This is a genomic window from Citrobacter braakii, assembly GCF_009648935.1.
Classification (GTDB): domain Bacteria; phylum Pseudomonadota; class Gammaproteobacteria; order Enterobacterales; family Enterobacteriaceae; genus Citrobacter; species Citrobacter braakii.
The window spans coordinates 2,195,039-2,221,281 of the sequence record NZ_CP045771.1; the positions used below are offsets into that span (position 1 = coordinate 2,195,039).

At 54.5% G+C, this 26,243-nt stretch carries 7 protein-coding genes and 1 other RNA gene; 2 read left to right on the forward strand and 6 right to left on the reverse strand.

Features of this window, described 5'->3' with window-relative positions; genetic code table 11:
* The first annotated feature begins 255 nt into the window (after positions 1–255).
* On the forward strand, positions 256–7,170 hold the full coding sequence (locus tag GFC06_RS10225) for an autotransporter outer membrane beta-barrel domain-containing protein (RefSeq protein ID WP_228522559.1): 6,915 nt from the start codon (positions 256–258) through the stop codon (positions 7,168–7,170).
* Positions 7,171–7,287: 117 nt separating this feature from the next.
* The gene (locus GFC06_RS10230) at positions 7,288–8,721 is read left to right on the forward strand and encodes an EAL domain-containing protein (protein WP_160312096.1); all 1,434 of its coding nucleotides are present in this window, start codon (positions 7,288–7,290) and stop codon (positions 8,719–8,721) included.
* A 58-nt stretch (positions 8,722–8,779) separates the two neighbouring features.
* Here the strand turns inward: GFC06_RS10230 and GFC06_RS10235 are convergent, their stop codons facing one another.
* The 6 genes from GFC06_RS10235 to GFC06_RS10260 form a co-directional block, all read right to left on the reverse strand.
* Positions 8,780–9,136, reverse strand: coding sequence for a hypothetical protein (locus GFC06_RS10235; protein ID WP_003826111.1), 357 nt, complete (start codon positions 9,134–9,136; stop codon positions 8,780–8,782).
* 427 nt (positions 9,137–9,563) lie between these two features.
* Positions 9,564–9,927: a transfer-messenger RNA gene (gene ssrA, locus GFC06_RS10240) on the reverse strand.
* A 72-nt stretch (positions 9,928–9,999) separates the two neighbouring features.
* Positions 10,000–11,163: an HlyD family efflux transporter periplasmic adaptor subunit gene (locus tag GFC06_RS10245; RefSeq protein WP_085951071.1), complete on the reverse strand. Its 1,164-nt coding sequence runs from the start codon at positions 11,161–11,163 to the stop codon at positions 10,000–10,002.
* A gap of 7 nt (positions 11,164–11,170) precedes the next feature.
* Positions 11,171–13,357 (reverse strand): type I secretion system permease/ATPase, encoded by a 2,187-nt coding sequence (locus tag GFC06_RS10250; protein WP_153690122.1) that lies wholly within the window; start codon positions 13,355–13,357, stop codon positions 11,171–11,173.
* Positions 13,354–14,763 (reverse strand): TolC family outer membrane protein, encoded by a 1,410-nt coding sequence (locus GFC06_RS10255; RefSeq protein WP_046275995.1) that lies wholly within the window; start codon positions 14,761–14,763, stop codon positions 13,354–13,356. Before GFC06_RS10255 ends, GFC06_RS10250 begins: the two co-directional genes overlap by 4 nt.
* A 100-nt stretch (positions 14,764–14,863) precedes the next feature.
* Positions 14,864–26,137, reverse strand: a complete 11,274-nt coding sequence (locus GFC06_RS10260; RefSeq protein WP_153690123.1) for a BapA/Bap/LapF family large adhesin — start codon at positions 26,135–26,137, stop codon at positions 14,864–14,866.
* Between the last annotated feature and the right edge of the window lie 106 nt (positions 26,138–26,243).

Consider the following 26,243-nt stretch of genomic DNA (forward strand, 5'->3'; position numbering starts at 1 on the left):
GACATCGATACTTAAATCTATAATCACTTATCTTTTTAGATAAAACATCTATAAATTGAAAATTTATCAGTATAAATAGATTGGTTGTTGATGCGGTAATACCATTCGTCATGTACAGATCGCTCAATGTTTCAGCGGAAAAAACTCCAGAGAAGAGGTATCTGACCGCTGGGTAATTATGAGCATCCCATAATGCTATGTGACCACGAATTTTTCCCAGGAAGGGTATTCGTGGAATTATTCGGAATGGTAATGATGAACAAGATTTTTAAAGTGGTATGGAGTGTTTCGCACTCTTGCGCGGTTGTTGTTTCTGAACTGGCAAAACGTTGTGGTGCTTCTGTGGAAACCAATAGTTCTGCTCGCATTGAATCTGGAACGCATAAATTTAATATTTCAAGAATTGCGCTAAGTATAATAGGTGCCGTACTGGCTACGCATTCAATATATGCTTTTGCCGCTGACTACGTCTTGCCTGATTACTTACCGTCGACTAACGCTAATGGCGCAGGGCAACTTGTTGTCGGTGACGGTGAAAACATGAATATTATCACCGGTACTAAAGGATATGGCAGCATTGCCTCTGGTGCATCGGGCTTTAAAACGATGACTATTCAGCAGGCAATGGATAATGGTTATATTTCGTCAGGTAGTGAAAATATAAATCTGACGCAGACGACTTTAGGTGGTCGTACCCACAGCATTCAATACGTTGACCCCATCACCGGGGCTTCGCGTACAGTCCAGGTGTATGACAGCGATAATTTTGCCTCTACCAGCGTTGGCGATCTGACGACTTATCTGGGGGTCAGCGTCGGTGATGGGCAGTATGTGAATATGAAGCTGGCGACAGTGACATCAGGCGGCACGCTTGATGTGAATGTTGGTTCAACGGAAAGCGGCTGGGCATCGAACTCGGCAAATATCTTCAATGCTGTCACCAAGGTCTCTGGAGTTTATAACGTTGAGAGCAGCGCCAGTGACACTAAAGACGCGGTACTGAATTACAACGCCAAAACCATCGTACAAAGCGGTAGCGTTGGTAATGTCGCGAAAAATACCGGTAAAGATTATAACTTTGATACCGCAACCTATAACGGCACCTTCTCCAGCGCGCTTGGCGAGTATACGGTTAATAATCTTGATGATTTAAAAAACTACAATGATGCTCTGGTGAAAGCCGTAGAGGCTGGGCAACTTTCGCCCACGGACTACGAAGCTGAGCTTCATAAAGCCTATACCACGGAACAGAAAAACATTCACTTCGACACCAATATCCCGGATGGCGATGCGGTGTTGCAGGCTGCGAATCGTGATGTGAACAGTTTTATTAAAGCTTCCGGTGCGCGCTCTGTCGTCAATATTTCTGCTGATGCCAATATTCAGGCGGTTTTTAGCGATACCTCCGTGGTGACGCTGACCGACGGAGCCACCCTCAATAACAACGGCACACTGGGGGTTGCCGCCGGTGCAGCCGGTGGTGATTATGTCGTTTCAGCGCGTGATAGCATCGTAAATAACAATGGAGTTATTGATGCGGGTACCAGTCTTGATGTGAAAAATGCGTGGGTTGGCGCCCATACCGGGATTCTCGCGACCGGGACGACAAAGGTACAGAACGACGGCGTCATCAACCTTGCCTCGCATCAGGATATCTATAACGCCTATGGCGTGCTGATGAATGACACGGCGACCTTTATTAATAACGGAGTAATGAATATTGCCACCGGAGGTGAGCCTGCGAAATCTTCCGATGGTGTCTATACCTACGGTGTGTTTGTTCAACGTAATGCAGTGGCTACTAATAACGGGACGCTCTACATCGGACGCACTGCACAAGCGGTAAAAGATGAGGCGACCAGTGAAGTCCAGGTCACTCTTCCGGCCATTGGTATGTTTGTGAAGAGTGGAACCATCAATAACACCGGGAACATCACGATCGGAGAAAAAGTCGAGAATGCTGTTGCCATTCAGGCAAACGGCAGTGCGTCTCCTGGTGCAATCAACGTTACCCAGGACGGCGTCATTGACATCAATGGCATCGGCTCAGCGCAAAATATTGGCCTGATGGGGATTAACGGTGCAAAAGGGCTGGTAAACAGCGGCACGATTAACCTCAATGGGTACAGCGCCAGCGGTATTGAACTGCAGGGAGGGAGTCAGGCGCTTCACTCGGGTACGATAAATATCACCAATGGTAGTACCACGGATAATACATTAAAAAATATTGGTGCCTGGGTCGAGGGGACCGGGTCTCAACTCACGATGAGTGGGAGTGTGAATCTTGCTGCTGATAACGCCATTGGTCTGCACGTTCGTGACGGCGGCGTTATCGATATTACCGATACGGGCAAAGTCTCATTTACCAGTGGCAAAAACCAGATTGGCTATTTTATTTATGGTGAAGGTTCAAAAGTAAACGCCTCCTCTACCAATACGCAAGATGTCTCGACTGAAGGGTCAACATTATATCGCATAGAAGGTGGGGCGACTTTTGATGGCAGCGGGTCGTCTGGTACGACAATGACGGCATCAGGCACCGACAGCACTATTCTGCAGGTGACCGGGACGGGGAGCCATTTTGATTCCGGCTCGCAATCGCTGAGTATCACGGGGGACGGCGCGACCGGGATTCGGGTTGAAGGCGGAGCGGATGGGGTTATCACCAAAGACGCGGTGATCGTGAAACTTTCCGGTAAAGACACCACCGCCGGGATTGTGGACGGTAATTATTATGACTTGTCCGGGAATGTCGATGAGAATCAGAAAGGTGACTCAATCCTGACCAGTTACGCCACGCTGAATACCAGTAATACGGCGGATGGTGCTTTCGGCTACATCGCCCGCAACGGCGGTACGCTCAACCATAAAGGCAGCATCGACTTTGACCAGGCGGGCAGCACAGGCGTGCTGGTTTCCGGTGGTACGTTGAATAACGACGGCGACATCAAGGTTAATGGCGTGGCGGTCAGCATCGAAGGCGCTGATTCCGTTGTGAACAACAATGCGACGGTTACCGCGACGGATGGCACCGCAGCCTATCTCGTGGGCAATGATGCGTCATTAAGTTTGACGGGTTCGGGAGAAACCAAAGCATCGGGAGACGCGCACGGTATCTTGTTGGCCGCCGGTGCGAAAGGTCTGCTGGTCGATGGAGCCATCATCACGATGGACAGTACGGGTAAAGGAAGCGCGATTGAAAACGTCGCCAACATTGCGGGTATCCAGCTAAAAGATACAACTATCAGTGTGGGGAATGGAATCGGTATTCATACCGGAGCATCCCTGGCGCAGACCAACTCCGGAACGATTAATGTAACGGGGAGCGGTACGGGGATCCTGTTTGAAAATATCGACGGCAGCGAAACGAATCAAACGCTGGATATGTCTGACTCGCGCGATCTGGTTATCAATGTTGAGCAGGCTGCGGGTAAAGGGATCGTCACCAATGCGTCAACCGACCTGAAAACGGGCGTCAGCGTTAACGTACTCGACGTTAACGGTGGTGAAGCGTTGATTGTCGGTGGCACGACCAAAAATGTTGAACAGGCTGGTGAGTTGACATCGAAATCGACCAGCCACGCGGTGGTGAATGTTGATAACGGTTCCCTGGAAACGTTTATCAATAAAGGCGTTATTAAAGCGCTGGATGCGTCGCAAAAAGCGGTAGAAATGCTCTCGGGGGCAGGCATCGCGTTTACTAACGCGGCGGGAGCCAGCATTGTTGGTCAGGTTAACCTGATGAGCGGTGATAACACCGTTACGCTGGAGTCTGGCAGTACCGCAACCGACATCAAGACGGGCAGTGGTAACGATCTGTACCTACTGAAAGATGTCAAAGAGACAGAAACCTCACTGTTTACCAGCCTCAATGGTGGTGATGGGGAGGATACACTTCAGTTGAATAACGCACAGTACATCCTCAATCACGCTGATGCTATTACCGGCATGGAGCATATCGATCTGACTGCTGGTTCAGTATTTACCGTTAATAATGTTGATTTTGCGTTGGGTGATAACCAAAACGATGCGACCGGTACGGGTTACAACATTGATACGACCAGCACCTTGTCGCTGAATTCTGACGCTGCGCTGGCTTTTAATAGCCATCTGGCGGGAACCGGAACTGTCGCCGTTGATGCCAGCGGTAATGCGTTTGATTTTACCAGCAACAATGCGGCAGATGGATTCAACGGTACGCTGGCGCTAACGAACAGCACCTTTGAGCTGGCTGGATTAAATACTCAGGCGCTGAGCCAGGCAACATTAAATGTAGGCGAGGGGAACGTCACCCACGTGGGGTCCGGTGAGCAAAATATCGGAGGCCTGGCGTTTAACGGCGGCACCGTCAGCTTTGACGGGGTGACGCCGGGGCAGAGCAGTTCCGAAGGAACAATTCATGCTGGCGCGATGGATCTCTCCGGACGCGGAACCGTGCAGGTTGATACCGGCACGATTACGAACGATCGTCCGCTGGCTGATACCACGCTATCACTTCTTGAGCAGGACGATGCGCAGTCCCTGATTCAACTGGCAACATCTGATTCTTCCGTCACCGGCGGTGCGGGCAATCTGACGCTGACCGATAGCAATGGCAATATCATCAGCGATGGGGTTGAAGCCGGCATCAGCCAAAATGGCGAGATTGTTGCGAATGGAACCTATGATTATCGCCTCACCGGAGGGGATAACGATGATGGACTGTACATTAGCTATGGTCTGACACAAGTCGAACTGCTCGCATCCGGAGACAATGCACTGGTCCTGGATGCGAACGGAAAAACCGGTAATGCCGCAGATCTGAGCGCTCGCGTGACTGGCAGTGGCGATCTGGCGTTTGACAGCGCCAAAGGCCAGACGGTATCGCTATCGAATATGGATAACGATTACACCGGTATCACCGATGTGCGCAGCGGCAACCTGCTGATGAAAAACGATAATGTTCTGGGACAGACCGGTGAACTACGTCTGGCCGCCGATACCGGTTTTGACATGAATGGTCATAGCCAGACTGTCGGTAAGCTGACGGCGGGGGCTGACTCACTGCTGAACATCAATGGCGGTAGCCTGACCCTGGAGCAGGGCGGAACAGCCGATGGAATATTGACCGGAAGCGGCGCGCTAAACATCAATGGCGATACGCTGACCATCACCGGTGAAAACAGCACGCTGACGGCAAAAACGACCATTGCAGAAGGTGCGCGCGTGCTGATGAACACGACGCTGGGTCTCGGCACGGGCGATATTGTGGCGGCGGGAACGCTGACGATGAATAAGGCGGCAGGTGTGCTTTACAACAGCATCAGCGATGCCGGACGGATTGAACTTACCGAAAGCGATGTCGCGCTGGTGGGCAACAATAGTGCCTTTACGGGACAATTTGCTATTGATGCGGATTCCCGGCTCACCGCGTTCACCGCAGAAAATCTGGGCAGCGCAGAGGTGCGCAATAGCGGTTCACTGGTGCTGGACAGTCATACCGACTGGCAGCTTAATAACGACGTTTATGGTAGCGGCGACGTGACCAAGCTGGGAGCCGGATCCATTACCGTCGGTGATAACGCCGCCTGGACGGGGAAAACGGATATTGAGCAGGGCGGCCTGGTTCTGGGTGACGGCACATCTCCCGTCACGCTTGCCAGTACCGAGGTCAACATAGCTACGGCGGGGATGCTCTCGGGTGTAGGGGGCGTCGCAGGTAATGTGAATAACGCCGGTGTGCTGCAGGTGGGTACCGGGACCGGTGACAACCTCCTGTTCACTGTAGAGGGAGACCTGGTTAACAGCGGTATCCTCGCAACCGGTGTGAATGGTCAGCAGGCCGGTAATCAACTGGTGGTCAATGGCAATTACACGGGTAATGATGGTCATCTTTCCTTAAACACCTCGCTGGGGGATGACAATTCCGTTACGGATAAGCTGGTGGTGAAAGGTGATACCAGTGGCACTACTTCTGTCAGCGTCACTAACGCCGGTGGGAAAGGTGCCGCAACGATTGATGGTATCGAAGTTATCCATGTTGATGGCGTATCGGACGGTGAGTTTATTCAGGCTGGCCGTATTGTGGCGGGGGCATATGACTACAGCCTTGGACGTGGTCAGGATGAAAACAGCGGCAACTGGTATCTGACCAGCGGTAAAACCAACCCCGATCCGCAGCCAAACCCGGATCCAGATCCCGATAAAGATCTGCGTCCGGAAGGCGGCAGCTACACGGCTAACCTGGCGGCAGCCAACAACATGTTCGTCACCCGTTTGCACGATCGTCTGGGCGAAACGCAGTATATCGATGCCCTGACCGGCGAGCAGAAAGTCACCAGCATGTGGATGCGCCACGTCGGTGGGCACAACAACTGGCGTGACGGTAGCGGCCAGTTGAAAACCCAGAGCAACCGTTACGTATTGCAACTGGGGGGCGACATTGCGCAATGGAGCCAGAGTGGGCTTGATCGCTGGCACCTTGGCGTGATGGCGGGCTACGGTAACGATCACAGCAATACCCAGTCTTCACGCACGGGCTATCGTTCAAAAGGCTCAGTGAATGGCTACAGCACCGGCGTTTATGCCACGTGGTATGCCAATGATGCGTCGCATAACGGCGCCTGGCTGGACAGCTGGGCTCAGTACAGCTGGTTTGATAACAATGTTAAAGGCGATGACCTGCAAGGCGAATCGTACAAATCGAAAGGGGTTACCGCTTCGCTGGAAATGGGATATGCCCAAAAAATGGGCGAGTTTGCCGGCAGTCACGGAACGCTGAACGAATGGTACATACAACCTCAGGCGCAGGCAGTCTGGATGGGAGTGAAGGCGAACGACCATCGTGAAAGTAACGGTACCCGTATCACCAGCAACGGTAATGGTAATGTGCAGACCAGACTGGGCCTGAAAACCTGGATTAAGAGCCATCACCAGATGGATAACGCTAAAGAGCGTGAATTCCAGCCGTTTGCCGAGCTGAACTGGCTGCACAATTCACGCGATTTCAGTACGACCATGGATGGCGTGAATGTGCGCCAGGATGGAGCGAAAAATATAGCCGAGGTAAAAGTGGGTGTGGAGGGACAGGTGAGTCCTCGTCTTAATCTGTGGGGCAATATCGGGGTTCAGGCTGGCGACAAAGGGTATAACGACAGCGCTGCGATGGTAGGTGTGAAATGGAACTTCTAAGCTGATTCTACCGGGCAAGTTCAGCCAGACTGGCGCATGTCAGTCTGGCCATTTCCTCCTGAAAAAATCTCAAAAAAGCGTCCTTCGGGGCGCTCTGTTCAACAACACGAGTTAATCATGTCTGTAACCAAGAAAATCACACCCATCATGCTGGTGTTGCTTTTTCTTCTGGCCGGTGTGCTGACGTCATGGCAGCAATGGGATAGAGAGGGACAACTTGTCAGAGAACACGCGATAAATAGCCTGGTCGAAGAAATCGATACGATATTTGACGACGTAAATACACTGGCTGTGTTAGCCAGCGCACATATACAAGAGAATTGCACTGACGATCTGCTACGAAAATTGCGTCTTCTTACGGCGTCTGGCGAGAAGATTCGTTCAGTCAGTATCATCAGGAACGGTGAGTGGAACTGCTCTTCTCTTGAAGGCCGAGAATTGCCGGGGATTATTTCCAATGGAACGACTACACACTCACTGATGATTGAACAGATTTATCGGCTGAACACGGAGATGTATATAATCTATTTTCCGTTTCAGGGGCAGGTGGTGGCTGTTGCAGTATATAAAGCGGCGATCGAAAAAATTCTTATGGATTTTGCCCGTAAAGAAAAAATTGATGTGCATTTTTTATTGTATCCAGAAAAACATCCTTTCGTGCAGATGGCCTCGCAAAACTATCCTTTCTGGATTGTGACGGATTCACAGGATGGCATTGCGGATTATGTGCGGGATAATCATTATCTTCTTATTTTATTTGTGGTTCTGTCTTTGCTGTTATATTTCCACTTACGCCGGGCGCAGCGGATATCACCGATAAAAATACTGCAGCGTGCGATTAATAATGATGAATTTATTCCGTTTTATCAGCCCGTCGTTGAACTCGCTTGCGGAAAAATCGTCGGGGCTGAAGTCCTTGTTCGCTGGAATCACCCTGAGCAGGGAATTATTCCCCCTAACGAATTTATCCACACGGCTGAACATAGCGGCTTGATCAATGCGCTGACGCTAAAATTGTTGACGCAGGTAGAGGTTGATATGCGGTGCCTTAGGGCTCAGTGTGATATACCATTTCATATCGGTATTAACGTACCTCCACTTTCACTGGAGGATCATGAATTTACCGATGCCACTATCGCCTTTATTCAGCGGATGAACTTGTTTCATATTGGCGTAATGCTGGAAATCACCGAACGGCAGCAGAATCTGATCCGTGAAAGTGTTCTGAGGCGCTTGAAAGAGGCAGGCGCTGCGCTAGCCCTGGATGACTTTGGGACCGGATATTCTAACTATGCTGCGCTGCAACGCATTTCGCCGCGGTTCTTGAAAGTTGATAAGATGTTTATCGACTCACTGGGTAAAGGCGGCGTGAGTGATACTATCATCAGCAATATTGTTCACCTGTCTGAACTGGCCAGGATCCCACTGGTGGCGGAAGGAATAGAAAGTGAAGAACAGATGGAGAGGCTGCGACGGATTAACGTTAGCTTTGGGCAGGGGTATCTGTTCAGTAAACCAATACCCTTTAATGCGTTTCTACGTTTATTATAAGGATTGCTAATAATAAAAAACCGCGAAAGCGGCTTTTTATTATTGAATGGCTGGAAGATTACTCGCTGACTTTTTTCTCAACGGAGGCAGCACCTTCTTTGGTCTTATTCCAGCCTTTCTCGGTACCTTCTTTTGTTGCATTCCAACCTTTTTCAGTACCTTCTTTGGTTGTATTCCAGGCTTTTTGTGAGCCTTCACTCACTTTACTGCTCAGGTCATCTTGTTTACCTTCAGCAGCATGTTTTGCTTTTAATTTTTGCTCTTCGCCCTGATTCTGTGCCTGATGCAGTTTTTCTTTTGCGGTATTGGCATTTTCGTGCGCGGCGGCTACATCATTATCAGTTGCGTGTGTCGTCGCGGCAATAACGGGAGAAGCCAGCAGAATTGCAGATAATGCGATAATTGTCTTTTTCATAATATCCTCGCTTAGCGTTATAAGTTATTAGCGTGATTAAGCATGGCACACGAACGAAGCGCTGGCTTTAGGAAAAAACTGTAAGTGCTGATGACGGTATTTATCCATTTTGTGCAGCTGTGAGCGATCAATACGGTAATTTTGTGGTGGGTCAAAAAGCCGCATTCAGTGTTAGGTTAAATAATAATTAGTTGTCGTTATTAAGCATGGATATATTAAGTATGTGTAAGTATCCATGCGTTTAGGCCCAACGAAAACAATAGAGCTTTTCGTTGGGCCTATCAATGGGCCTAAAAGGTTCGGATTTAATTAGTTCTCTTCGGACTTCGCGGGACAAATTGAGGGCACAAAAAAGCCCGCAGGGCTTGCGCCGTGCGGGCTCTTAGGACTTCATCGGATGACTCTGGTAATCACCGATGGAGAATTTTGGTGGAGCTGGCGGGAGTTGAACCCGCGTCCGAAATTCCTACATCCTCGGTACTACATGCTTAGTCAGTCTTTACATTCGCCTGGCACCTGCGGACAGACACGCCACTACCAGACTAGCCTGATTAGATTTAACGCTTCAACCCCAGGCAGGGCCTCCACGCGATCTCTTTTGGGTTTGACCTCTCTTTGATCCCCGTCTTAAGAGCGGAAGCTAGGGAGAGAGGGCTCAGAGCAGGTTATTAAGCTGCTAAAGCGTAGTTTTCGTCGTTTGCGACTATTTTTTTGCGGCTTTTTACGAGGCCAACCGCCCCTCGGCATGCACCTTGGGTTTCGCGAATCCCGTCGAATCCAGAATCAGCCCCAATGTGTTAGAGCAAGTATAACAGACTTGTGACACGCGTGACCAGCCCCCGCAACCCCTAATCCTCAAGGATTTACCGCTCGCGCAGCGCTTCTTTTGCGCGATTAAACGGTTTGATTAAATAGTCGACGATGGTTTTTTCACCTGTTTTTATATCCACTGTGGCAATCATTCCCGGTACGATGGAGAAATGGCGTCCCAGTTTGTTCTGTAAGAAGTCCTGATGGGTGCGGATAAACACGCGGTAGTAGAATATCTCCGGTTTCACTTTGTCTTGAATAGTATCCGGGGAAATAGTTTCGACTACGCCTTCCAGACCGCCATAAATCGCGTAGTCATAAGCGGTTATTTTCACCAGCGCCCGTTGGCCGGGGTGGATGAACGCGATATCGCGCGGAGACAGGCGGGTTTCTATCAGCAGATGATCGTCCAGCGGTACAATCTCCATCATCTCGCCATTGGGCGGGATAACGCCGCCAATGGTAGTGACCTGGATGTTTTTCACAATACCGCGCATCGGCGCGCGCACGGTCAGGCGGGTGACGGAATCCTCGCGTCCTTTCAAAATAGCCGCCAGCATATCCACTTCGGCATTGGCTTTTGACAGCGCTTCCCGCGCCTGCACGAAGTATTGTGAGCGCAGATCGGTGATTTTTAATCCCAAATCGCTTTTTTGTCGTTGCAGACGCAGCACTTCAACGTGGCTGGCGGCACCACTTTTTTCCAGCCGTTGGGTTATGGCCAGCTCTTTATTTACCGAGACCAGCGCATCCTGCAGTTCTGCCATAGAATCAGCGAGCTGCGCGCGGCGACTTTTATACAAGCGCGTTTCGGAGGCGATGAGATCCGGCCAGGCGCGTAGTGAAGCGGGAAAAACGAGCGGCAGATCGTTAACTTCGGCATTGAGCCTTGCGCTGGAAGCCAGTGAAGCGCGATAGCGGGCGGCGCTCTCCCCAACGTTGGACTCAGAGCGAGTGGGGTCGAGGCGCGCGACAATCTGATTAGCCTGTACTTTATCTCCCTCGCGTACCGTGAGCTCGGCGAGAATGCCGCCATCCAGCGACTGCAAGACCTGCTCGCGCGAGCTGGGGATTACCTTCCCGCTGCCGGTCGAGACTTCATCCAGCTTGCCGAAATACGCCCAGATACCCAGGACGGCAAACAGCAGCGTGCTGAGCAGAATAATGCGGCTGGCCCCGGAGAAACGGTGCTCGCGGCGGATATCGAGGTCGTCCATGGCAGCGTCATGCGGATTGGTTTTCATTTTTCCACTCCCGACCGTGAGTAGGGGCTGGTGCCCGGCTCGCATTCAGCGCCTGCGCTTTCGGGGCATCCATGACCAGTTGACCTTCTTTTAACACCACTACGCGCTCGACCAGCTCCAGAACCGGTACGCGATGGGTGGCGACAATCAATGTTCGGTTGCCCAGCCACTGGTTCAGGCGCTGAATAAACTCTCGTTCGGTATGTTCATCCAGCGAGGCGCTGGGTTCGTCGAGCAGCACGATATTGGGCGATCGCAGCAGCATTCTTGCCAGCAGGATCGACTGCCGTTGTCCACCGGACAGACCGTTGCCGCCCTCCATAATGGGGTGCGCCAGCCCTTTGGCGAGTTGTTTAACGAAAGCCGCCGCGCCGCTCACCTCCAGCGCTTCGAAGATCTGCGCGTCGCTGGCATGCGGTGCGCCGAGGGTCAGGTTCTCGCGCAGGGTGCCGAAAAACAGCCGCGCATTCTGACTGAGAAAACCGATATTTCGGCGTAAATCGGCCATATCGATCTGCGCCAGGCTCAGGTTATCGAGTCGGACATCGCCCTGGATAATCTCTACGCCACCCGCCATGGCCTGTAGCAGTGTTGATTTCCCGGCGCCGTTACGCCCGAGGATCGCCACCCGTTCGCCGGGCATGACCTCCAGACGCGAGATGCGCAGCGGAACGCGTTGATCGTCGCTGTGGTAGCGAAAGTGCGCGTTTTCAAACAGATAATGGCCGTGAAAAATCTCCTGATGCACCCGGTCTTCATCGTACTGCGTTTCGGTGGGAAGCTGCATGATGCTGTCTAACCCCATCTTCGCCGCCTTGACCTGCTGCCAGCGGGCCAGCACGCCGCACAGGTTCGCCATCGGGGCAATCATTCTGGAACCGAGCATCGACGCGGCCACCACCGCCCCGGTGGTCATTGTGCCTTCAATGACCATCGGCGCGCCGAACATAATGATGGCGGCGTAGACCAGGCTTTGTACCGACATGCCCCAGCCAATCAGCCCCTGAGTCAGCTTGCGCGTGCGCAGCCCGGACTCTCCGGTAATACGGATGTAGCTGTTCCACTGTTGTAAAAAGCGGTTTTCCGCCTGCATCAGCTTGATATCTTCCAGCCCCTGAACGCTCTCGACCAGCACCGCGTTGCGCAGGGTGGATTCATGCGCTGCCTGGTTGGCGAGCACCGCCAGTTTCTTCTGTAACAGCAAACCAGGCAGGATCATCAGCAGGGCCGCGACGGGGGCTATCCACGCCAGCGGCGGGGCGATAAAGGCCAGCACCACGATAAACAAAAAGAAAAACGGTAGATCGACAATCGTCGACAGGGTCGAGGAGGTGATCATCTCGCGAACCTGTTCCAGCTCGCGCAGTTGAGAAATAAAGCTCCCCGTCGAGCGGGGGACGGCGCTGTTGCGCAGCCGCAATGCGTGGCTGAACACGCGATCGGAAATGCGCATATCAGCGCGTTTGCCGAGCAGGTCCATTATGTGGGTACGCGCTTCGCGCAGCAAAAAGCCAAACAGCACCGCCACCAGAACGCCGGTGGAGAGAACATACAGCGTTGGATAAGACTGGGCGGGGATCACCCGATCATAGACCTGCATCGAAAAGATAATCCCGGCGAGCGACAGGACGTTAATCAGAAAGGCGGCAACCATGACCGGCAGGTAAGGGCGGATGTCCTGTAACACCAGTTCGCGCATCCAGTCGGGCTTGAAGCGCGAAATATAGCGGTCTACCCGACTGTCCTTCAGCGCCGACAGCGGGCGCAGCGCGGTAATGCTCACGATCTCCGGCAGAAGTTCTGCAACTGTGAGTCGGTTACGCTGGCCCTCTTCGGCGATGATAAAAACATCCAACGCATCTTCACCGTTGAAATGTTCTATCACCATCAGTTGGCCGTCGCGCAGTTCCGCCACCACCGGCAGACGCCACTGGCCGAATGCCTGCGTGGCGGTATCCAGCGCATGAAATGACAGCCCTGCCTGACGCGCCAGCTGCGCCAGGGCCATAGCTCGGCTTTTTCCCGCAAACCACGGGGCGTTGGCCTGGATTGCGCCGGGCGAACAGGCAACGCGATAGTGGCTGGCAATATGCGTCATCGCCAGCGCCCACTGGCTCAGGGCGTGTTCGCCAATCGCATCTTCCGCATGTGTATCGACGTCGCTCATAGCTTTATCTCCACCGATTGAATACTGCGGTTATTTAAGGCGAACGCCTGGCGAAGCGAGCCGGTGTTATAGAGGCAGTTCAACTGGAGCTGGCGCAGCTGGTTTTGAGTCTGGAGTTCAGCAAAACGGGCCTGATATACCTCCTGCTCGGCGTTAAGCACGTCGAGCAGTGGGCGTGACCCGAGGTCCAGATACTGCTGTTGATAAAGCTCGCGCGTTTGTTCACTCAGCCGTTGCTGGCGACGCAGGATCTGCAGGGCAGTGGCGAGGCTCATTGCCTGGCTGCGGGATTCCAGTAATTTCTGCCGTACTTCAAGTCGGGTACGCTGGATGGAGTACTGTGCAGACTCTACCGCGTGACTGGCGGCGTTGCGTCTGGCGGTGAGTCCGCCCCCCTGATACAGCGGCATCTCGACTTTTACCCACGTGGAGTACTGGGTTTTGTCGAGCACCTCATGGCTGGGGTATTTGTCGTTGAGATAGTGCTGAACCGACGGCTCCAGGGAGATAGTGGGCGTCATCTGCGCGTTGGCGTAATCGAGATTTGCCTGGGCCACATTCGCCTGCGCCCATGCCGCCAGCACCGCGGGAACCAGCTTATCGTCCGGTTTGACCACATCACAACTGCTGTCCAGTTTGACCGGAAATTCGTTGCTGATGCCGTTAAGCGAGTTCCAGCCGAGGAAGCTCATCAGCGTTGCCTTGCTGCTGTCGAGATTGGCCTGATACTGCGCCAACTGAGAACGTGCAGACTCGATACGCGCATCGGTTTGCACCACGTCGGATAGGGAGGTTGCCCCTTCATCATTGCGTTGACGGGTCAGCCGACCAATACCGTTCAAGGCGCTGAGCTGCTCTTCGGCGGCGTCCACCATTTGCTGCCACGTCTGCACCTGGACTATCGCGTTGGCGGTTGCGTGGGCGATGGTATCAATACTGAGTAACACATTCGCCTGCTGTTGTGCGGATCCGGCGGTTTCAGCACGGACCTGGCTTGCCACTTTGCCGAAGTCGTACAGCATTTGCGACACTGAAATAACCAGGGCCGGGCTAAAGCCGTGATCGGTGTAAGTATTGCTGTAACCGTTGTTCATCCCGGCAGAAACCTGAGGGTAATATTTTGATTTCGCCACGTCGATCTGCTCATTTTGTGAGAGCAGTTTGCCGATGGATTCACGAATAGAAGGATGCCAGCTCACGGCGCGACTCACTGCGTCGTTGAGCGTCAGGCTGCCGGGGGCGGCGGCGCTCAGCGGCAGATCGGCAACCGCGCCGTCCAGCGAGGGCAGCATCTGGCTGGTGGCCAGGCCTTCCGGCGTAATAATTTGCGGTTCATCTTCGGCATTCACCCGCAGGGTACAGAGCGTTAATGCCAGCAGTAAGGCAACAGGCGCGACATTTCTCATGGTTTATCCCTTACAAAATACGGCAGCGACGACTGTTATTGCCCCGGACGTCATGGCATCCGGGGCTGTAGTTATGGCGCTTTAACGTTATGCGTTAGCTTCAGGGCACAATGTGATTTTGTTGCACCAGCTCATCGAGCGTGGTGTGTACGTTCTCCAGCGTTATGAGATTGGTTGAGTGATAAGTGTTGCCCGTACCGTCGCGGTCGATAGCAATCACCGTGTTGTTACCGCTGGTGGTCACGGTGAGGTAGTTGCCGAGCGTAGCGTTCTGCCCGTTCCAGCCCACCAGCAGGTCGCCGATATCGATTTTGTCGCCCTGGGCCAGCGAGAAGTTGGTCCAGTTGTCGGTAGCACCATTGCTAATGTTGCCGCCGGTAGCGTCGTTGGCGTTGAGCAGGTGATAAATCAGCGTATCGCCGTAGACCGATCCGGTGATCACCTCATGCTGTGCGGTGCTTACCATCTGCGGATTCATATTGATGGTCAGCGTAGCGGTGTCCGTATGCCCGTTTTGGTCGTTAAGCGTATAGGTAAAGGTCTCTTTGCTGGTGATCGATGCTACGGTTGCACCCGGCTTCAGCGTGTAGATGTATGAGCCATCCAGGTTCATGGTCAGTGATCCATAATGACCCTGAATTATTGCGCTACTGGCGCTGCTGGCCGGATTGAGGGTGGCAGTACTGCCGTTAAAGCCGGTGACGGTGAGCTGGGTATGGACGGTTGAGAGCTGATCGTGCGCGCCGGCGGCATCACTGCCATCAAAAATATTGCCATTCACCGTGGTGGCGTTAACGTCATAGGTATTGAGGTGCCATGTCGTGCCCGTGACGTTTGGCGTAATGCTGACGTTGCCAACTGCTAGTCCTCCCATTGTTCCGGTGAAGCTGATGTTGTAATGGCCTGCGGCCAGCTCGGCATTACCCAGCGAGATGGCAATTGAACTGCCTAACAGGCTGATGGAACTGGCGGGTACAGAGCCAGAAAGCGAGAATCCGTCGGGACCGGTGATTGTCCAGGCAATGCCCAGCGTACCGACGGTGATAAGCGTGCCGATGTTGAAGTTGAGCGTGGCGCTTTTCAGTACGTCATTTGTCGCGATATCAAACGAACCTGTACCGGTTGCTTTGTTCCCAAGCGTCGGAATTGTCGCTGTTCCCAGCGCGCCGCTTCCGTATGCAGCAGAATCCTGAACGGTACTTACCGCCATTGTGCTGCTGACGTCATTTACGGCGTCCAGCGGCTGCGGCGTTGGTTTGATATTCAGCGAGGCGCTGCCGGTATCGCCGTTTGGTGCTCTGACCTTATACACGAAGCTGTCCGGGGTGTTGATACCGTCTGCACCCAGTCCGCTTCTTAGCGTGTAGGTGTAGTTCCCCTTCGCATCGATAGTCAGCGTGCCGTACTGCCCATTAATAGTGGTAGTGCCCGTCCCGTTAACGACGATACCGTTTACTTCGGTGATAACGGTATTGGCCGGAGCCGAGTCGTTGACCAGCAGATTGCCATTGGTTGTCGCACTCAGGCTGTCGACGGCGTAGGTGTGATCGGCCTGAATATTCAGGGTATAGCTGGTCAGCAGCGTCAGGCCGCCGGAAGCGTTAAGCAGGAACAGATAATCGCCACCCGGTAGCGTAATGGTATACGCTGACGAACTTCCGCCCAGTAGGGCAGTGACCCAGTTTGGCTGTACCCGGTACTGCTCATACTGCTGAATTGACTCGTTGAAGCGATAAACATAGAGATCGAAGCCGCCAAGCGTCACGCCGAGAACATTCGCCTGTACGGTCAGCGTGCGGGTTGCGCCATCGTCAACGTTGAACTTAATCGGGTTAGTCAGACCGTTGACCAGACTGACGTCCAGCACATTGCCGAGTCCGACGCTGGCGAGCGTGAAGCCGGTTTGTTGTGATGGCAAGTGGTCAACCGCGATGACCTGCGTTCCGTAAGTCAGCACTGCTGCATCGTCTGCCGCGGTTACCGTGCTGGTGGTTGGAGCCTGACCGAGCGTTACCACCAGTTTTGCCGAGGAGTGATCGCTGCCATGCGTCAGCGTGTAGGTGAAGCTTTCGGAGCGCCCATACACCGAGATTGACGTATTGGTCAGGGTATAGGTGTAGCTACCGTTCTGATTGATATGCAGGATGCCGTATTTCCCCTGCACATCAATGCCGCCCGCCGGGATATTCACGACGTTGCCGTTACCGTCGGTGATGGAGGTGACCAACGTGCCGGAAGGCGCATTATCCTGCCCATTGGCGGGATCGGTATCCGTGATGATGTTCCCGGATTCCGTGGTACCGCCGATGATGGTCCCTGCGCTGGCTTTCACCACCGAGACATCAAGGCTGGTGTATGCGCCGGTCGCCAGCAGGTTGGTGTTGTAACTGACCACGCGGTAATCACCGCCAGTCAGCCCGCCGTAATTGAGCGTTACGCCCGAGGCGCCCAAGGTGAGCAGGCTGGCGAAGTCTGGTTTCCCGGTATCCACCACCGTTACCCAGGCATTCAGCCCGGTGTCAAAGCGTTGGATGACGATCTCCAGCGTGTTTAACAGCGACAGCACCACGCCGGTCGCGGCGGCATTGATCGTAATGGACCCGCTGCCGCCAGAAGCGATGCTGAAATTAACGCTTGCCGTATCGTTCCCCAGCACGTTGGCGACATTCCCCAACGCATTAACCAGCAGGAAACCATAATCGCTTTGATGATCGGTGCTGACGATGACATCGGTTTGCAGCGGCAGACTGGTGACATTGTCTTCAGCCAGCAGCGGTAATACCGGTGCGATAGCGCTTGTCGGCGATGAGGTATTGCCCGCCGCATCGGTCGCTGTGGCGGACAGCGACTGACCTTCAATCTGGCGAACCGGCAGGTTGACGCTGTAGACACCGCTGCTGTTGGCGATTGCCGTCACGCTGGTGCCGCCGGGCAGGGAGATAGTGACCGTGCTTCCCGCTTCGGCGACGCCGCTGACGGTGCCGCCATCGGCGCTGATCAGTATCGTTGGCGCGGTCGGTGGCGTGGTGTCCACAATCACGCTGAACGAGCTGGACAACCCGCTTGCGCCGTTGGCGTTTGTTGCAGTGGCGGTAAACGCGTGGTTACCTTCGCTGAGCGCCCCGGATGGGGTAAAGCTCCAGATCCCGTTACCGTCTGCGGTCGTGGTGCCCATTAGCACGCCGTTGTTGTACAGGCTGACGATGGCGTTAGCCTGCGCCGTTCCGCTGAGCGTTGGCAGCGTATCATTGGTGGTTTTGCCCGCCGCGACGGGCCCCGTGATCGTACCGACGTCATCGAGAACGGTGGCAATAACCGGCGCAGGCGGTACGCCAGTAAACGGTGCCAGAACGTTACCCGCCGTGCCGATGTTGCCTGCGGCATCCTGGGCGCTGACCTGCAGCGTTTGCCCACTGATTTGCGGTGGGTTCAGCGTGAAGGTGAAATTACCGGAGGCGTTGGCGGTTGCCGTGCCGAGCACCGTTCCACCGCTGGAGGTAATAATGACCGTGCTGTTTGGCTCGGCAACGCCGGTGAGCGTGGTACCGTTGGCGTTTACCGCCAGCCCTGTAGGAATGCCCGGGGCGACGGTATCGACCACGATCGCTGCCGCAGACGATATGCCACTGGTATTACCCGCACTGTCCGTTGCGGTGATGGTAAAGGAGTGGGTACCTTGTGCCAGCGCGGTGGTTGGGGTGTAACTCCAGTTGCCGCTGCCGTCCGCCGTCACGCTGATGACAAAGCTGCCGTTATCGTAAATATCGACACGCGCGTTGGCTTCTGTGGTGCCGTTTAACGTTGGGCGTGCGTCGTTGGTTGGCTGATTAGCGCCAATCGCCCCGGTGTTTGGCCCGACGTCGTCAATAATGCTGCTGATTGAAGGCTGCGTCGGCGCTGTGGTGTCGACCACCACGCTAAAGCCTGCCGTCGCACTGCTGGTGTTGCCCGCCGCATCTGTCGCGGTGACGGTGAAGGTGTGCGATCCATTCGTCAGCGGCGTAGTTGGGGTAAACGACCAACTGTTATTACTTTGCACCAGCGCCGTACCCAGCAGGGTGCTTCCATCATAGATGCTGACGGTGCTGCCTGCCTCGGCGGTACCGTTCAGCGTCGGGCGCGCATCGTTGGTCAGTTGTCCGTTGTTGAGCGCCGCATTGAACACGCCGCCTGCGATATCATCCACCACTGAGACCAGCAGCGGGGCGGATGGCGCAATGGTGTCGACATTAATAATAAACCCGCCGGAGGTGGGACTTACGTTTCCGGCCGCATCGGTGGCGATAGCGGTAAACACATGCTGACCGTTACCCAGCGCGGCAGGCAGATATTCCCAGGTGCCGTCTATCGCCGCAGTTACCGTTGCCAGCAGCGTGCCATTATCGTAGATGGCTACTCGGGCACCGGCTTCCGCCGAGCCGTTGAGTACGGGACGGGTGTCGTTGGTAAAGGCCCCGCTCGACAGCGTTCCGGTTCCCGGTAGCACGTCATCAAAAGCCTGGATAATCGTTGGCGCAAGCGGGGCGGCGGTATCAACAACGATGTTAAATCCAGCGGACGTGAGGCTGACGTTTCCGGCAGCGTCGGTGGCTGTCACCGTCAGCGCGTGGTTACCGTTGCCAAGCTCGGTTCCTGGCGTGAAGCTCCAGGCGCCCGTGCCATCCGCTGAGGTAAAGCCGATAAACGATCCGTTATCGTAAACTCTTACCGTGGCATTGGCTTCAGCCGTGCCGCTAAGCGTCGGGAGTGGATCGTTCGTGGCCTGACCGTTGTTCAGATTACCGATCAGCGGGCCGACATCATCTGCAACCTGAGTAATCGCTGGCGCACCAGGCAACACGGTATCCACGATAAGCGTGAAGCCATTGGATGGCTGGCTGGTATTACCGGCGCTGTCGGTGGCGGTGACGGTCAGCGTATGCGGGCCGTTACTGAGTGCATCCGTTGGGGTTAAGCTCCAGGTGCCGTTAGCCCCAACGGTGGTGGTGCCGATGGGCTGACCATCGCTCAGGACGGTAATGGTCGCGCCAATTTCACCGGTGCCGCTCAGGGCCGGACGTGATTCATTCGTGGTCTGCCCGTTGGTTATCGGGCCTGTTGTCGGTGCGGTGCTGTCCTGAACTGAACTGATGACCGGGATTGACGGGGCAACTGAGTCCAGCTCAATAGTAAACGATGATGATACTCCGCCGGAGTTACCTGCCTGATCGGTGGCAACGGTGGTGAATATATGTTGTCCCTGTCCCAGCGGTGCATCCGGTGTGAAGCGCCAGTTGCCTGACTCGTCCACCTGCGCTGTACCGATGGCGACGCCGTTATCACGGATCGTGATGATGGTACCGATCTCGCCTTTGCCGTTCAGCGTAGGCTGCGCATCGTTTGTCAGTTGTCCGTTGGTCAGTGTTGTATTGCCGGGCTGATCGTCAATTACGGAGGTAATGGTCGGTGCCGCTGGCGGCAGTGTGTCGACGACAACCACAAACGGCGGCGTTGCCGGGCTGATATTGCCCGCGCCATCTGTGACAGTGGCAGTCAGCGAGTGACTGCCTTCACCGAGAGCAGGCGCAGGCGTAAAGCTCCAGTTGCCGTTTTCATCGCTGATGGTTGTGCCGATGACCGCCCCGTTATCGCGGATGGTAACAAGCGAATCCGCCTCGGTAACGCCAGCAAGCGTTGGAGTATTATCGTTGGTCAACTGCCCGGAGGTCAGGGTCTGAATCGCACCAACGTTGTCCGTGACTGTCACAATAGAGGGGGCATTCGGCACCAGGGTATCGACAATGATCTGGAAATCACCGGATGGATCTCCCTGGTTGCCTGCGGCATCTGTTGCGCGAGCGGTAAAGATATGGTCGCCTTCTCCCAGCGGAGCGGTCGGGGTAAAACTCCAGAATCCGTTGCTGTTTACCGTGGTAGTGGCATAAGCGATGCCATTATCGTAAAGGGTGATGGTTGCCCCCGCTTCGCCGGTTCCGTTAAACGTCGGGCGTGAATCGTTGGTAATTTGCCCTTTATCCAACGATCCGGTGCCAGGGGCAATATCGTCAATAATGCTGGTGATAGTTGGCACCTGCGGGGGCGTGGTGTCGATGGTGATTGCGTAGTTGGGCGACAGACCACTTGGGGTACCGTCCACTGTTTGTGAAACCGTGAAGTTATAGGTTATGCCGTTAGTCAGCGCAGTGGGTAGCTGATAACTCCATGCGCCAGACACGGCATCGGCGGTTACCGTGGCGATGGATGCGCCATTTTGATAGATAGTCACCGATGCCCCAGCAGTGGCCGTCCCTTGCAGCAGCGGTAAGGTGTCGTTGGTGGTTTTACCGTTGCCAATCACCCCCATGATGGGCGCGATGTCATCAACGATCTCAAGAGTCGGTGGATGCGGAACGCTGGAGGTAGCGGCGTTAAACGTTGTAGGGTCGCTTTGATTTCCGGCGGGGTCCTGAGCGATGGCATTGAGCGCCTGACCGGTTGTTTGCGCTGGCGAAATGGTGACAGCAAAGTTACCAGAACCGTCTGCCACCCCTTGGCCGAGAATGGTGTTACCGCTGCGAATAATCACGGTGCTGCCGGCGTCGGCCGTACCGCTTACCAGCGTCCCGTTAGGATCTACGCTGGTAACCGTAGGCGTTGCAGGCGGCTGGGTATCGACAATCAACGTCAGCGGGTTATCTGCAGCCAGTGAGTTACCTGCAGCATCCACGGCGCCGAACGTCAGTGTGTGAGTGACGTTCGGCGTGAGGGGAACATCCACACTCCAGGTGCCGTTAGCAGCAACCGTAGCCGTAGCAATTGCGACGGGATTATTGCCATCGAAAATTAACACTGTACTGCCCGGTGTGCCGGTCCCGCTAATGGTCGGGGTGGTATCGTCCGTGACGCTGCCACTGGTTAGCGAACCGGTAAAGATTCCAACGTTATCCTGGATATCCGTTACCTGCGGCAACGTCAGCTTCGTGTTGTTAACCGTAAACGAAATGCTGTTTGAATTGTTGCTGATGTTACCTGCCGGATCGGTTGCGGTGGCGCTTAATGTGTAGCTTCCGTTCGCCAGCGCAGTCCCTGGCGTAATACTCCAGGTTCCACCAGCCACCGTTGTAGTACCGATCACCGTCCCCCCGTTATACAGGGTGATGGTATCCCCGTCTGTGCCAGTACCGCGAATGGTTGGTGTGGTGTCATCAGTCACGGCATCTGGCGCAAGGTCGCCCGTGACATCACCGACATTATCGTTGGCGGCGATGATCACCGGTGGTGCAGACGGCGTCGTGTCGATGTTCAGTGTTATGGCGTTAGATGGCAGGCTGACGTTGCCTGCTGGATCGGTTGCGGTGAGAGTTACCTGATAACTACCAGGAGCAACCGGTGCTGACGGAGTGAAGCTCCAGGTACCGTCTGCACCTACTGTTGTTGTTCCCTGCAATGAGGGAGTACCGGCAAGATAGAGGGTAATCAGATCCCCGACGTTCCCCGTGCCGCTAAAGGTTGGCGTGGTGTCATTGGTGTTGCCATTAGTGACCACACCCGTTACCGGAGCCACATCGTCGGTAATGATTGGCGCGGCTGGTTGTGCGGGAGGCGTATTGTCTACTGTCAGAGTAAAGCTTGCCGACGGGATCCCCGTGTTGCCTGCAACGTCAGTCGCCGTGGCGGTAAATTTATGCGGCCCGTCGGCGAGTGAGGTTGGGGTAAATGTCCAGGTGCCGTCTGGCTGTACGGTGACGGTGCCAATAGAACCGCCATTATCATAAATCGTAATCTTCGCGCCGGGCTCGCCGGTTCCGGAGAGTTCGGGATTCGAGCTCTTGGTACTGCTGCCGTTACTCAGCGTTTGTAGATTTGTCCCAATCAGACCTTCTGCGGAGCTGATAACCGGGGCAACTGGTGGGGTGGTATCAATCGTCAGCGTAAAGTTCCCGGCATTGCTGGCGTTGCCTGCAGCGTCCGTGGCGATAGCGGATAAATTGTGTGCGCCTTCACTGAGCGGTTGGCTGAGTTGAATACTCCAGGTGCCGGCGGGTAAAACCGTTGTGCTGCCAATTGGCGTGGAACCCTCATAGAGGGTAATTGTAGAACCGGCTATTCCGGTTCCTTTCAGCTCTGGTAAGGTATCGTTTGAACGGCTTCCGGAAGGCAGATCGATCGGCGCATTCCCAACGTCGTCGGTGGCAGCCAAAATGACAGGATCGCCTGGCGGTTGAGTATCTACGGTAACGCTGACCACTGTGGGTGAGGTGATGACATTACCGGCAGCATCGGTTGCCGATACCGTAAACTGATGAGTGCGGTCGCTGAGCACCTGATTTCCCGGAACGGTATAGCTCCAGGTGCCCGAACTGTCGACAAGAATAACCGTCATCAACAGACTGCCATCGTACAGGCTCACCAGTGAACCTGGTTCACCGGTACCCGAGAGGGTTGGCGTGTTATCGTTGGTGACCCAACCGTTATTTGCAACGTTGCCCGTAATGCTGCCAACATCATCGTTAACCAACGTTATTACTGGAACGGTTGGGGCGATGCTATCGACAATAATTTTCCAACTGGCGGCGCTGCTGGTGTTGTTGGCAGCGTCTGTTGCCGTCACCGTAAATACGTGCGCGCCCTGGCTTAGTGCTGCGGTGGGCGTATAGTTCCAGTTACCGTTGTTATCAGCGTTAACGGTCGCAAGCAGGGTGCCATTATCATAAATTTTGACCCGCGAACCTGCTTCGGCGATGCCTTCAATTTTCGGTTTATCGTCGTTGGTTAACGCATTGTTATTGATGGGGCCAGTGAAATCGTCAACATCATCAGTAACGGCAATAATAACTGGCTGGTTTGGTGCAGTGATATCCGGAGCCAACGCGGAGGTAGGCTGACTCTCGTTATTGCTACTGTCCGTTGCGGTGACTTTTACCGTTTCGCCGTTCTTTTGCGACGGCGCGATAGACACGGTGAAATTGCCGCCGCTGTCAGCCTGGCCTATGCCTATCGGGTTACCGTTGCTGTCTTTTACGGTAACGGTGCTTCCTGCTTCAGCATGTCCGCTTACAGAACCGCCGTCTCCGGCGACGGTGACGCCGGTTGGCGCATCAGGTGCCGTGGTGTCCGGTGCGGTGACAGAGGCGTCGTCGCCCTTGTTGCCTGCGGTGTCGGTCGCATTTGCCGTAAGGGTCTCGCCGTTGGTTTGCGGCGGAACCAGCGTTGCGGTGAAATCCCCATCCGTATCGGCAGTTGCCGTACCAATGATATTGCCATCTGGATCCAGAATATTGACCGTACTGTTGGGTTCGGCCTTGCCGGTGACCTGGTCGCCAGTGCCATTAACTAGCAGGTTTGTTGGGGGCTGTGGCGCGGTAATGTCTGGTGCAAGCGCCGTTTCTGGCAGGCTTGGGTTTCCTGCCGGATCGGTTGCGATGGCTTCAACGGTTTCACCATTGGTCTGTGGTGGGTTAATGGTGATGGTAAATGAGCCGTCCGTTCCGGCGACGCCGCTGCCGATCTGAGTTCCGCCACTGCCGGTGATAACCACGGTATTGCCTGGTTCGGTCGTTCCGGTGACGACAGTCCCATCCGCAGATACGTTGAGATCATCAGGTGGCGACGGTGGCTGGGTGTCGATGTTGATATTGAACGCTGGTGACATGCCTCCTGTACCTGACTGGTTTGTCGCGGTGGCGCTGAAGGTGTGTAGCTCATCTGATAACGGGGAGCTGGAAGTCCATGTCCAGTTACCGTTACCGTCAGCCAGTACGCTGTCGATAATTGTGCCGTTGTCGTAAATAGTCACCGTGCTGTTGGCGTCGGCAGTGCCAGAGAGCGTGGGGGTATTATCATTGGTGGCCTGATTATTGCTCAATGGTCCGGTTGAGGGTGCAAAATCATCCATTATGCTGACGATAACGGGCACGCCTGGGTAGCCAGAGTTGGTGGCATTGAAAGAGGTATCTGGCCCGATGTTGCCTGCTGGGTCCTGAATTTTCGCGATCAGCGCTTCACCGTGCGTCTGTGAGGGCGAAATCGCGATGACGAAATTGCCGGTTTGACCGACCGTTGTTGAACCCAAAACCTGATTATTACTGCCGATGATAATGACCAGGCTTCCCGCCTCAGCGCTACCGGTTACCGTTGTACCTTCCGGATTAACGGAGGAAATGACTGCGGCTGCAGGCGGGGTGGTATCAACGGTGAATGTCGGCACGCGCGTTTCCGCGCTCACGTTACCCGCGGCGTCAGTTTGCGTCAGCGTCAGATTGTGAACACCATCGCTGAGCGGAATGGCCGGTGTAAATGTCCAGTTCCCATTGTCATCCACCCGGGCCATGCCAATCAGAATGCCGTTATCAGAAATGCTGATGAAACTACCTACTTCGCCTGTACCAGTGAGCGTCGGCGTGGCATCGTCGGTTACGCCGTTATTGGCGATAAAGCCGGTAATGGAACCGACATTGTCGGTTTCCTGAGTGACCACGGGGGCGTCGGGGGCAAGCGAATCGACAATAATTTCCCAACTGTTCGACATGCCGCTGCTGCCAGCACCGTTTGAAGCGCTGACGGTAAACTGGTGTGTGCCGTCTGCCAGAGGAGAGGATGGCGTAAACGACCAGTTGCCGTTGGCATCGATTGTGACCTTGCCTATTTCGACGCCGTTATCAAAAATATGTAATGTGGCATTCGCGGGGCCGGTGCCCTGGAGTGTCGGCGTATTATCGTTGGTGGATTCCTGCTGATTGACAGGGCCAGTAATCAGCTCCTGGTTATCGATTATGCTGGTGATAACGGGGACGTCAGGCCTGTTAGGGGTTGTCGTTGGCGGTGTGCCGCCATCACCGTCACCGTCACCATTACCGTCACCATTACCGTTACCGTTACCGTTACCGTTACCGTTACCTTCGCCGTTGCCGCCGCTACCATTGCCGTTCCCGTTCCCGGCATTACCGTTCCCAGCGTTATTATCGCTCCCACCGCCGCCACCGCCACCACCCGCAGCGAGGCCAATCCCGCCAGCGACAGCGATCCCGCCAAGAACCCACGGCCAGACGGCGCCGCCTTCATGACTGCCTTCGGCCGTCATCAGCGGTGTGAGATCGTCCAGGTGCTGGAAATGGAATGCTCCGTCAGTATCCTGAACCCACCACAGTGCGCCATTACTGTCCTCCAGAACAAGTTGGTTTTGCGCTTCACCTTTTCCGAGGTAGAAATTTTTAATAGTGATGGTTTCACCTGAGCGGAGTGTGACAACCAGATCCTGATTAACGCGCGTGAGTTGACTCACCTCCTCACGCGACACAGACAGTTTCACGATAGAAGGTGAACTGAGCGTAACTTCAGAGGCTTCAACATTTGTGGAAACGCCTGTTAATTTTGATACAACGGCGAGTAGACGCATATGTTCACTCCTGATGGCATGCCGGGAGTATTAATCCGCAACAGCGCGCTGGGAAAATGAGCAGACAGGGGCTCCGTTCATCATAAAGATGAATTTACACATGTAA

Bases quoted from the DNA above. Each gene is read 5' to 3' on its own strand.
- GFC06_RS10260 (WP_153690123.1), bottom strand. From the start codon at position 26,137: ATGCGTCTACTCGCCGTTGTATCAAAATTAACAGGCGTTTCCACAAAT.
- GFC06_RS10225 (WP_228522559.1), top strand. From the start codon at position 256: ATGAACAAGATTTTTAAAGTGGTATGGAGTGTTTCGCACTCTTGCGCG.
- GFC06_RS10250 (WP_153690122.1), bottom strand. From the start codon at position 13,357: ATGAGCGACGTCGATACACATGCGGAAGATGCGATTGGCGAACACGCC.
- GFC06_RS10230 (WP_160312096.1), top strand. From the start codon at position 7,288: ATGTCTGTAACCAAGAAAATCACACCCATCATGCTGGTGTTGCTTTTT.
- GFC06_RS10235 (WP_003826111.1), bottom strand. From the start codon at position 9,136: ATGAAAAAGACAATTATCGCATTATCTGCAATTCTGCTGGCTTCTCCC.
- GFC06_RS10255 (WP_046275995.1), bottom strand. From the start codon at position 14,763: ATGAGAAATGTCGCGCCTGTTGCCTTACTGCTGGCATTAACGCTCTGT.
- GFC06_RS10245 (WP_085951071.1), bottom strand. From the start codon at position 11,163: ATGGACGACCTCGATATCCGCCGCGAGCACCGTTTCTCCGGGGCCAGC.